The organism is Sphingobium phenoxybenzoativorans (assembly GCF_001757355.1).
Taxonomy (GTDB): Bacteria; Pseudomonadota; Alphaproteobacteria; order Sphingomonadales; family Sphingomonadaceae; genus Sphingobium; species Sphingobium phenoxybenzoativorans.
Genome location: NZ_MINO01000021.1, coordinates 51,486 through 61,297 on the forward strand (window position 1 = coordinate 51,486; position 9,812 = coordinate 61,297).

A 9,812-nucleotide genomic window follows, 5' to 3' on the forward strand; every position below is an offset into this window, starting at 1 on the left:
TCTTCTGCATAAAAACCCCGAATCATAAACCGCAGCTTCCCTAGCTGCAGAATCGGGGTTAATCTAAACAGGGGTGGTTTACAAGATTTTAACCATCCATTTTAACCAGTAAATGCCCAGTGTTTCTGCGGTTCCAGAAGTTCGAGCAGCGATGTACCGTCCGCGGGCCTGCCGATATGGTAACCTTGTCCGATGTCGCATCCCATGCCGGCGAGCATGTAAAGCGTCTCCGCCTGCTCGATTCCCTCGACCACAACCTTCATGCCCAGCGCATGCGCCAGCTCGATGGTTGACCGCATAACCGCCTGATCCTGAGCGTTGGTGGCAAGCGCAGAAGCGAAGCGCCGATCCACCTTCAATTCGCTTGCCGGAATGCGGCGCAGATATTCGAGCGTCGACATGCCGGTGCCATAGTCATCGATCGACAGGCCAACGCCCTTTGCCCGCAATTCCTCCAGCAAAGCCTGCGCCGTGCCTTCTTCGGCCATAGCCGCAGACTCAGTGACTTCCAGAATCAGGCTCTCTGCCGGGATATCGTGCCGCAGGAGGACGGCATCAACCATATCGATGACTTCGCGGTTGGTAAGCTGGCTCGGCGATATATTGACCGAAACCGTAAAGTCCGGGACCCACTGCCGGGCATCTTTCACCAGTTGAGCGGCATCCTCCAGCACGAAGGATGTGATCTTTCCAATCCGGCCATGGCGATCGGCCACCTCAACAAACTCGGCAGGGTTGATCGGCCCGCGGGTGGCGTGTGTCCAGCGGACGAGCGCCTCCGCACCGACAAATGTGCGCGTGGCAAGATCCAGCTTGGGCTGATAGGCAACCCATATCTGGCCGCTCTGAATGGCTTGATCCAGTTCGCCCAGCAGCGACAGCGTCCATTCCTTTGCGCCCGAGGTCGCCGGATCATGAACCTTCCAGCCGACGCCTTGCTGGCTCGCGGCATGCGCGGCCGCAAGCGCGCTTGCCAGACGATGCGACAGCGGCATATGCGTTTCCTGATCCAGCCCGAACGCCACATCCACATCAAAGCTGCGATCGAAAACCTGGATCGGCGTACGGAAAATAAGCTGAAGCGCCTTGAACTGGTCGATCACCGTCGCCTGTTCAGGGGAAGGCGCCAGCCAGAAGAAATTGCCATCATCGCCATGGAGCAATTGCGCCCCCCCGGTCCCAAGCGTCATCCGCGTGACGATCTGTTTCAGCAGTTCCCTTTCCCGATCGGGCGGCAAGGCGCTGATGATGTCGATAAAATGCCGCACGCGCACGGCAACAAGGAAACCGGAATCCAGTTGGTCTCCATGCAGGATGGCGGTGGCCGTGGGCAGGCCCGACACGGGATTGGTCGCGCCCTGGCTGCGCTTGCGCGCGCCAAAGCGGAGCCAGGCAGCGGCAACCATCGCGGAAAGGATGAGCACGATCGCAGGTGCCACGTCGATGAAGATATTATTGGCCTCCAACAAAAGAGGCCCCACCAATACCGCAGTCAAAGTCACGAAGGCAGCCGCGCTGCCCCATATCCGGCGCTTGGCATAAAGCAGGCAAGCCGCACCGCCCACGGCCAAGAGCCAGCCAGGCCACCAACCCAGCACCAGCGGGCGTCCGCGAAGCAATGTTTCGGCACCAGCCACCACAATGAACGGCCGCGCCGAGCGCGTCTGCCCCGGAACGAAGAACATGTCCCCCGTCGTGGGAGAGTTGATCCCGATCAGGACATCGCGCCCCTTCACCGAAACTGCAGCGTTCGTATCAGACAGGACGTGCGCAGCGCTCAGATAAGGGATGGAAGCCACCCGGAACGAGTAATCGATGGGATATTTTTCGTCGACGCCACCGCTGACGTTCGCAATCGCCGATTCCATGGAGCGATGAGGTTTCCCGTCAATGCTGCTGGCATAAGTCAGTGTCGCCACGCCATTCCAGAACTCAAGCCATTTGAGTTCGCTGACGGTTTCGGACACCTTGGCAATCTCTGGCATAGGCAAAACGAACTTGCCGGCCTGCGCGGTGCCGGGATTACCCAACCCGCTGGTCACCAGAACGCGGCCGGGATAGCGCGCGACCACCTGCGCCAACTGGCGATCGCCCTGCGGTTCACCGGAACGCAGAAAAATATCGATGAATACGCGGTTCGCGCCATTGTCGAACAGCCGCTGGGTCAGGGTCGCCAGCTTTTCCCGGTTCCACGGCCATGGGCCAACCTTCATCAGGGAATCGTCATCAATGCCGACGACCACCACTTTGCCGCTGACCGGCTGGGAGCGGATTTTATTTCTCAAGGTGTGAAGGGAAAGATCGAGAGGTTCACCAAAAGCCGTGACGCCAACGAGCAAAGACGCCAGCGCCAACCATATGAGAAGTTGGCGCTTCTTGAACAACGCTTTAGCGCGTGCGCGGAACGGTGCAGGCGGCATTGGTTAAATCCTTCCGCACCACAGTAGTCGGCAATCATTATCAAAGTGCAAACGCGCCTATGGGCTTCGCATGGCAACGATCTGAAAATTCAGCCTATAGTTGGATGGCGGACACTGATTGTCTCCGAAACGGTCAGACTAGCGACACCCGCACAGAACGCTCGGCCTAAAGCGCGCCACCCCCTTGACGCGCCGGACGCTCAACCGTAAACGCCGCCTCCTGCAAATGCCGGAAATTCGGCATAAGGCCCCTTCGTCTAGCGGTCAGGACGCGGCCCTCTCACGGCTGAAACACGGGTTCGATTCCCGTAGGGGTCACCAGCTAAGTAGTTGATATTGTTAGGGGGAATCGCGAAAATGCGGTTTCCGTGGCACTTTCGTGGCACATTTGGCGTTTTTCGAGGCCACCCCAGCCCCCGTTCCAGGCTCTTTTAGATCACCTCAATAGCTGCCCAGTAGACGAGGGATTCGTTCGCGGCAGCCGCCACCGACAGGCAAGCCCTCCCCACAGACCAGCCAGACATCCGCGTCAGGAACCGTAGATCTGATTGAGCTTGGCTGCTTCGCGGCCATAGTCCGCGTGATCGATCCATTTCGAGTAGTGCCGGAACAGCATTGCCGCGCTCTTGTGGCCAAGCTGGCGGGCGATATAGGCCGGGTTCACCCCGCCCATCAGCGCCGTCGTCGCGTAAGTGTGGCGCGTTTGATAGGCATCACGGCTGCGGATGCCGAGCGCACGCAGTGCGGGATGGAAATAGAGCTTCCGCTGATCCTGCACGTCCGGCCACGGCGTGTTTGTGACCGGGTTGATGAAGATCGGCGAATCGAGCCCCCGCATGAAGCTGTGCGCCTTCTGGCGTCTAAGCACGGCCATCATTCGCGGAGTAAGATCGACGTCGCGCACGGTCCTGGTCTTGGTCGATTTCTCCACGGCCCGGACGCGGGCACGCTCGACCCGGATGGACTGGCGCTTCCAGTCGACGTCGCGCCACTGGACGACGATCTGTTCGCTGGGACGCATGCCGGTCCCGAAGGCGAACTCATACCAGTTCCAGACCTGCTCGTCGTAACGCTCGTGCATATAGGTGAGGATGCGTTCGGTCTCTTCCCGGTCGAACGGGTCCGGCTCGCGTTTCTGATGCTTCTGGCTCTTGATCCGTTCCAGCGGCGAGCGGTCGATCAGCTCGTCGTCGAGAGCCATCTCGAAGATGCCGCGCAGCGGAATGACGTTGTTGTTGATCGTCTTGCCGCTGACCTGCTTCGCCCGGTCGGCGATGACCTTCTTGATCTCGCTCGGCTTGATGCTCTTGAGTTGCCGCTCACCGAAAGCCGGCGACCAGACATTATTGATCGCCGACACATAGTCGGACATCGTCGATTTCTCGACTACGAGCGTTGCGAGCCACTCTTTCGCATAAGTCTTGAAGCCCGCGTATTTGTTCCGGTCGGGTTTGGCATCACCCTTGGGAAACGTGCTTTCATAATCGAAGACGCCGAGATCGATTTCCTGATGGACACGGGCCATCAAGCGCTCGGCCGCCTTGATGTTAGCGGATGTGGGTTGGAGCTGGAGCGTTTCGCGATAGAGCCGCCCGTTCCAGCGGAAGCGGACGCGAATGCAGCTTTTCAGCGGCTCGACGCCAGTCCCTGGCCGTTTTCTACCCATTTGTGGAAGCCTTCGAGGTCGATGCAGATGCTGCCATCGGGAGCGCGGCGATATTCGCGGCCCTGAATCCACACGCCGTCGGCGATCTTTCGATAGACCGCTTTCTCGGTGTAGCCGGTCAGCTCGGCGAAGCGCTTGATGCGCACGTAGCGCGCGCCCGTCATGACAGTGCTCCGGTTGAGGAAAGGAAACCACGGACAGCCAACCGTCCGCTGCTTCCTCTCTCCTCCCGCTCCCTTCCCTTCCGGCCGATCTGCGATGACCGCATGGCCGGCCGACCAGGACGGGCAGGCGCTCGCGAACGTGGGTCTGGATAATCCTCGCAGAAATGGCGCATGGATCGCTGGCCTGTTGGGCAGCGCAAGCAGGCCATGACGCGACGTCAGTCTAGCATTTCGATCCTGGTCCTAAAAAGAGGCCAAGATCGCATATTTGGGCAACCCACTGCCTAATCTCGTGCTTTCGCCTGTCAGCCTATTGGCGTTGTCGCGCCTTGGAAGAGACTCGCAGCGTTCCACTCGCCGTTGTTGATGGCCTCGAAGAATGGGACAAATGATCGGGACGCATGGCGGCCTGCCGCGCGCGATCGCGGGCGCGCTGATTGACAGGAGGGGGTGGAGCCTCGATCGTCTCGGCGTCATCGTCAACATGACCGGTCCGCTCGCCGGCATGGCCTCCGCAATGCTCACCGGGTGGCTGGCCAACAGGCTCGGTCGGCGGCGGATACTTCTTGTCGCAGCGGCCGTTCAGCTTCTAGCCGTTTTCGCCGTGGCGGCAGCGGTCATGGCGACGGCAATCCCTGCCGCTGCCGTCGCCGCATGTGCAGTCGGTTATTTTCTCCTCTACACGCCCGCCGCAACCGCCCTCGCCGTCGTCATGATGGACCGCACCGCCGGTGAGGCGCCGGCCACGGACTATTGTCAGGATGTTTGCCGGGCGCGCGCCGCGATACGCTTGCGGGCCATGCCGATATGCTTAACCGGCGGAGCGTCGATGCCGCGTTCTTCGTTGGACCGATGATCGACGCGGACATCATAGCCGAGCGCCGCGAACTTATCGTTCAGCATCATCGCCCAGGCCGCGCGGATTTCGAGCAGCTTCACGCGGCTGTTCCATTCGCGCGGTTTCCGGCCGAACATGCCGTCGACAATCGGACGGGTCGGTATCAGCACATAGCCATGGTGGCGCTTGCCTCTGGGCGTATCGCCCATTTCGATCAGTGTCAGGTCGGCGGCAAAACCCGCGATGCAAAATATCTCGCTGGCGAAACGCTGCAGAACCGCGATCGACGCCGGCAGGTCCAGTTCATCGGGCAGCGCCACGTCGAACTGACGGCCAAGCTGCGCATCCTTGCGGATTTCGGCGGCTTCGAGCGCGTTCCAGAAACACTCGCGATCCTCCCACTGCGCGGGGCCCCCGGACGGCAGTATCAGCGCAGACCAGGCAACCGCCCGCTTGTTCACGAAATTGGAAAACCGGCCGTAGCGCTCATCGTACAGGCGGCAGCTGTTTTGCCATGCCGCGGCCGCGACGATACTGCGTCCGGCGCCGCGGCTGATGATATTCACATGGAAATGAAAGATCGCCATCTTTTCCGCCTGTCCCAGCGTCACGCCCGAACCGGACCGTCAATTTTCATGACTGGTCCTTCCCGCCGTCCCGCTACCATTCGGGTGAGAGGTCCTGTTTCAGCCCGGCGATCACCGCATCCGAGATCGCCTCAATGCATGTGCGTTCGATGCTGGCCAGGTCACCGTGGATCAGTTGCCGCGGGAACCGCATGCGTTGGCCCGCATAGAGGACAGGCAGCGCGATATGCGCGGTCGATGCACCGAGCCGGAGCAGTGCGATCAGATGATCCTCCAGCCTAATCCCCGGATCGCCGGACTCGATCGCGCGATACCAGCGCAGGCTTCCGCCCATTTCGGTGGCGACCTCCAGCTGCGTCAAACCGAGCGCCTTTCGCGCCTGCCTGATCTTCTCGCCGGAGAGCTTCTTGAGTTCCTTGAAGATCGACAGGTCGACGTCGGCGAATTTTCCATCGGATGCCATATGTCCTTCCTCCCCGGTTCGGCCCGTCGGGCTCTGTGGGTAATCCGGCAAAGGTAGGATCGTGGAGTAACCAGCATCAAGAATAGATGCCGATGATTTTAGAGGAATATCTCTGCCCATTTATAGCGGATGCGCGACCATATTTATGTTTCGACGCACAATGAGCAGTTAATTTCCATTTTCCTCCAAATCGGATCATTCAGGAACTTTATTGCCGAACCGGCACCAGATCAGTCCATGTGATCCCGAAAGCGAATTTATAAGGCTAAGTTCGCATATTTACGGCTAATATCGCCATTTCAGGCACCCCACTGCCGGGGCCTGTTGCAATCCTCTTCGTTTCAAATCACTCAGATCGTGTTGCGAGGGTTCAAGTCGAATCGGACCTGATACTTCGGACCATTAAGTATTCATCAACCATGGCGCGGGGCGCCAACATGGAGTCGTGCATGATGCCGATTGCCAAAGCGATGACGGCTGCCCTGGGCACACTGATCGTCACGACGACAGCCTGTGCCGGACCCGGCGGACATGGCCGACAGACAGTTATCGCGCCGGTGGCCGAGCAGCCGCGCATCGTGGTGGCGACGGTCGATGGGTTCGTTCTGCGCGCCGCCGTGACGAACCGGATGGAGTCGATGCCCGCACCCGTCACTGCCGAGCACATCCCGGTGGGGTCGGGCACGCATGTCGATGCGCGCCTGCTCTCCCGCCCTGCCAGCACTCTTCAGGAGAGATCGCATGCACATCCATAAGCCCACCCGCCTGTTTGGTGCGGCAGCCCTCGTCCTCCCCTTGTTGCTCGCTGCTCAAGGCGCAGCGTTCGCGCAAGCCGCCGATCCGCTTACCGCCGCCGCGCGCGATGCCGAAAGCGAGTTGCGGCAGACCTTCGTCAATCTGCAATTCGAGGATTTCGGGCCGGCGCCCGTCAAGGGCCCGATCTATCAGGCGACGGCGGGCGGCCGCATCATCTACTATGCGCCTGACAGCGAACATCTGTTGTTCGCGGAAATCTACGACCGCAACGGCCAGAACCTCACCGCGCTGGCGCAGAACGCCGCTTCAGCGAAGAAACTCGCCGGGATCGACACCGGCATGGCCCTCGCCATCGGTCCGGCGGGCGCGCCCACGGTGATTGAGTTCACCGATCCCGACTGTCCCTACTGCCGGGCGCTCGACCGCTTCTGGGCGGCGAAAGCGGCCGAAGGCAAGCCGGTGCGGCGCCTGATCTTCTTCGTCTCCGGCATCCACGCCGAGGCCGCCGCCAAGGCCGAGCATGTCCTTTGCTCCCCGGACAAGGAAGCGGCGTTCAAGGCGATCTACGCCGGAACCGCGCCCACGCCTTTGCGCACATGCGCGGAAGGCAAGGCCAGGGTCGAGGCGCATGCCGGAATCGTCGGCAAGACCGGCATCACCGGCACGCCGACCCTGATCGCGGACGGACAGATGATTTCCGGTTTCCGGCAGGCCGAGATCGAGGCGTTCCTCGACGGTAAGAAGGCGCTCGCCAATGCCGGCCGCTGATCGCCTTCCGGCTCCTCACATCGCGAACGCGCGGTGCATCGGCTCTGCCGCTGCCGCGCAAATCCCAATGCCGGCGGCGGGACCCGAACCGGGCCGTCCAGCCTCGCCGTCGGCCGACAGCGATCCTCATCGATGCCGGCAAGCAGTCCCCGGAGCGGCCCATCTTCCCTGGAGCAAGTGCATGTTGAAAACACTCGGCAGACAATCCGCCTCAATCGCCAATGTCGGCATTCCCGTAACCCTGCTCGCGCTGCTCGGGGCCGGTGGGGCTCACGCCTTCTCGGCGCCGGCGGCCGGCGACCTCGGCTACGACATCTACGATATCGTGGTCAATCAAGGGGTCAAAGGCCCGCTCGGCTTCGTCGGCGGCGTCGCGGCCTTCCTGTTCGGCGTGAGCAGGCTCTTCTCGAACATCATGATCGGCATCCCGACCATCGTGGCGGCCGTCTGCCTGATCAAGGCGGACTCGATCCTCCAGACATTCGGAATGGTCATCTGACGGATTGGTCCGCCGCCGCGCCTGGGCGCGGTCGGCGGACCTCAACGGGCCAGGGCGCATGAGGCGCACTGGCGGGACAACCCCCGAAGTTCAACCAGCTTCGCAGGGAGGTCACGACGCAAGGAGGAGAAGGCTCGTGGACGAGCGGCTACCCCAATATCTGCACAAACCCGTCCAGATCCTGTGGTTCGGATCGGACGAGTTCGTGCTCGTGATCACGGTGATCTTCGTCGCCGTGATCGTGGGCGGGATGCTCGGTTGGGCGCTCGTCGCGGGTCTTCTCCTTTTCGTTCCCTGGCTCCGCACCAAGCCGCGCGGCTTCATCCCGCACATGGCCTGGCGCTGGGGCCTGGTCCGCTGGTCCAACTATCCGGGTCCGACCCAGACTCGGTTCTACGAATGAGGCGGGCCATGTTCGGACGCAAATCCCCCGGCACACCCCCACGCGATCCGCTGATCGGCAAGCCGGGCAGCTATGGCATCCACCGCTACCTGCAAGGGGCGAGCAACCTGTTCGAGGAGAACCGGCTGTTGAAGCTCGCCGTCATCGGCCTGTTCGGGATCACGGCGGTGCTGGGCACGGTGATCTACACCTCCAACCAGAACACCCGGACGATCATCGTCCCCTACGGCGCGGGCGGCGACCTCTATGTCACGGGCGGCGAGCCGTCCGAGGCCTATCTGCGCTCGATCACGCGCAATGTCGTGTCGCTCTCGGGCACCTACTCCGCCTACTCCGCGGATCGGCAGTTCCAGGAACTGCTGAGCATCACGCACCCCTCGACCTACAACAGCCTGCGCGACAGCCTCAACCGGCTGCTCGACGAACTGGCCAATAATCCGACGCTCTCGATCGCGACCTATATCCGCCCCGACCAGCCCGTCACCTGGACCCGGACCGAGATTCTCGTGCCGGTCGAGAAGGTCCGGGTGATCGGCGGGGTGATCCGCAAGTTCCGGGGCAATCTTCGGATCCGTTACGTGATCGACAATGGCCGCTTCTGGCTGACCGCCCTCAATGAGGAAAATTTCGATGTCCAGCCTCGCTAAGTCCGCGCGGCCGAGCCTGATGCTGCTCGCCCTGTCGCTTGCCGCTCCGGCCGCCGCGCAATCCATCATGGTTCTGCCCGACCAGACCAGCACGATCCGCCTGTCAAACCGCGACATCAACCATGTCATCTGTTCGGGCGGAGAAATCGAGGACGTCAGGTTCAGCGCCGAAAAGGCGATCGCCGTGGAGCGCGCCGGTTCCGACGCCTGGATCAAGTTCCTCGTTCGCGAGATCGACGACGCCGGGATGGTGACGCGCAGCTTCGTCACCGTGCCGTCTGAGTTCTTCATCACCTGCAACGGCGCGGTCTATGCGCTCTATGCCGAGCCGTCGGATATTCCGGCGCAGACGGTGATGCTCCAGCCCGGCGCTCCCCAGCGCGCCCGCGCCAATGAGGAACTGCTAGGACCCCTGGTCGAAGAAGAGCGTGCAGTCTCGATCACGCTCTCGATGCTCCAGGACCGGATCCCGGCGAGCTTCACCAGCGTTGCGCCCCGATCCGGGCCGATCCGGCTCGCGACGCTGCCGGGCGCCACGCTGGAGGAACGACGCCGCATCGAAATCGACGGGTCCGGCCTCTCGGCATCGGAATATCTGGTC

The 9,812-nt window shown here is 61.7% G+C and carries 11 protein-coding genes and 1 tRNA gene; 7 read left to right on the forward strand and 5 right to left on the reverse strand.

The window, feature by feature from the left end:
• Window positions 1-101: 101 nt before the first annotated feature.
• Complete coding sequence (locus BHQ40_RS12255) at window positions 102-2,420, reverse strand: EAL domain-containing protein (RefSeq protein WP_070156191.1); 2,319 nt, start codon at window positions 2,418-2,420, stop codon at window positions 102-104.
• Between the two features lie 246 nt (window positions 2,421-2,666).
• Here BHQ40_RS12255 and BHQ40_RS12260 point away from each other — a divergent pair.
• A tRNA-Glu gene (locus BHQ40_RS12260) sits at window positions 2,667-2,741 on the forward strand.
• A 208-nt stretch (window positions 2,742-2,949) separates the two neighbouring features.
• Here BHQ40_RS12260 and BHQ40_RS12265 read toward each other — a convergent pair.
• The 4 genes from BHQ40_RS12265 to BHQ40_RS12285 form a co-directional block, all read right to left on the reverse strand.
• Complete coding sequence (locus BHQ40_RS12265; RefSeq protein WP_021246312.1) at window positions 2,950-4,086, reverse strand: Arm DNA-binding domain-containing protein; 1,137 nt, start codon at window positions 4,084-4,086, stop codon at window positions 2,950-2,952.
• Window positions 4,047-4,250, reverse strand: coding sequence for an excisionase family protein (gene xisR / locus BHQ40_RS12270; RefSeq protein ID WP_021246311.1), 204 nt, complete (start codon window positions 4,248-4,250; stop codon window positions 4,047-4,049). The genes BHQ40_RS12265 and xisR overlap by 40 nt, the downstream gene beginning before the upstream one ends.
• A 756-nt stretch (window positions 4,251-5,006) precedes the next feature.
• A complete protein-coding gene (locus BHQ40_RS12280) occupies window positions 5,007-5,675 on the reverse strand; it encodes a MobA/MobL family protein (protein WP_021690788.1) in 669 nt (222 codons plus the stop codon).
• A 73-nt stretch (window positions 5,676-5,748) separates the two neighbouring features.
• Window positions 5,749-6,138: a helix-turn-helix domain-containing protein gene (locus BHQ40_RS12285; protein ID WP_021246309.1), complete on the reverse strand. Its 390-nt coding sequence runs from the start codon at window positions 6,136-6,138 to the stop codon at window positions 5,749-5,751.
• A gap of 449 nt (window positions 6,139-6,587) precedes the next feature.
• On the opposite strand from BHQ40_RS12285, the gene BHQ40_RS12290 reads away from it, so the two are divergent.
• From BHQ40_RS12290 to BHQ40_RS12315, 6 genes are all read left to right on the forward strand, one after another.
• Window positions 6,588-6,893 carry a DEAD/DEAH box helicase family protein gene (locus BHQ40_RS12290; RefSeq protein WP_037484342.1) on the forward strand — a complete coding sequence of 102 codons (306 nt, stop codon included), beginning with the start codon at window positions 6,588-6,590 and terminating at the stop codon, window positions 6,891-6,893.
• A complete protein-coding gene (locus tag BHQ40_RS12295) occupies window positions 6,880-7,662 on the forward strand; it encodes a DsbC family protein (RefSeq protein ID WP_021246307.1) in 783 nt (260 codons plus the stop codon). The genes BHQ40_RS12290 and BHQ40_RS12295 overlap by 14 nt, the downstream gene beginning before the upstream one ends.
• A gap of 181 nt (window positions 7,663-7,843) precedes the next feature.
• Window positions 7,844-8,161, forward strand: a complete 318-nt coding sequence (locus tag BHQ40_RS12300; protein WP_013846818.1) for a hypothetical protein — start codon at window positions 7,844-7,846, stop codon at window positions 8,159-8,161.
• Window positions 8,162-8,297: 136 nt separating this feature from the next.
• Window positions 8,298-8,564: a type IV conjugative transfer system protein TraL gene (locus BHQ40_RS12305; protein WP_013846819.1), complete on the forward strand. Its 267-nt coding sequence runs from the start codon at window positions 8,298-8,300 to the stop codon at window positions 8,562-8,564.
• Window positions 8,565-8,572: 8 nt separating this feature from the next.
• Entirely contained in the window at window positions 8,573-9,211 is a 639-nt protein-coding gene (locus tag BHQ40_RS12310; RefSeq protein ID WP_021246306.1) for a TraE/TraK family type IV conjugative transfer system protein, read from the forward strand.
• Window positions 9,195-9,812: type-F conjugative transfer system secretin TraK (locus BHQ40_RS12315; RefSeq protein WP_435593916.1), on the forward strand; the 618-nt coding region annotated here is incomplete at its 3' end. The genes BHQ40_RS12310 and BHQ40_RS12315, both read left to right, overlap by 17 nt.

Excerpts from the sequence above, each read along its gene's own strand:
- BHQ40_RS12310 (WP_021246306.1), top strand. The coding sequence starts at position 8,573 with ATGTTCGGACGCAAATCCCCCGGCACACCCCCACGCGATCCGCTGATC.
- BHQ40_RS12280 (WP_021690788.1), bottom strand. The coding sequence starts at position 5,675 with ATGGCGATCTTTCATTTCCATGTGAATATCATCAGCCGCGGCGCCGGA.
- BHQ40_RS12265 (WP_021246312.1), bottom strand. The coding sequence starts at position 4,086 with ATGGGTAGAAAACGGCCAGGGACTGGCGTCGAGCCGCTGAAAAGCTGC.
- BHQ40_RS12300 (WP_013846818.1), top strand. The coding sequence starts at position 7,844 with ATGTTGAAAACACTCGGCAGACAATCCGCCTCAATCGCCAATGTCGGC.
- xisR (WP_021246311.1), bottom strand. The coding sequence starts at position 4,250 with ATGACGGGCGCGCGCTACGTGCGCATCAAGCGCTTCGCCGAGCTGACC.
- BHQ40_RS12285 (WP_021246309.1), bottom strand. The coding sequence starts at position 6,138 with ATGGCATCCGATGGAAAATTCGCCGACGTCGACCTGTCGATCTTCAAG.
- BHQ40_RS12295 (WP_021246307.1), top strand. The coding sequence starts at position 6,880 with ATGCACATCCATAAGCCCACCCGCCTGTTTGGTGCGGCAGCCCTCGTC.
- BHQ40_RS12255 (WP_070156191.1), bottom strand. The coding sequence starts at position 2,420 with ATGCCGCCTGCACCGTTCCGCGCACGCGCTAAAGCGTTGTTCAAGAAG.
- BHQ40_RS12290 (WP_037484342.1), top strand. The coding sequence starts at position 6,588 with ATGATGCCGATTGCCAAAGCGATGACGGCTGCCCTGGGCACACTGATC.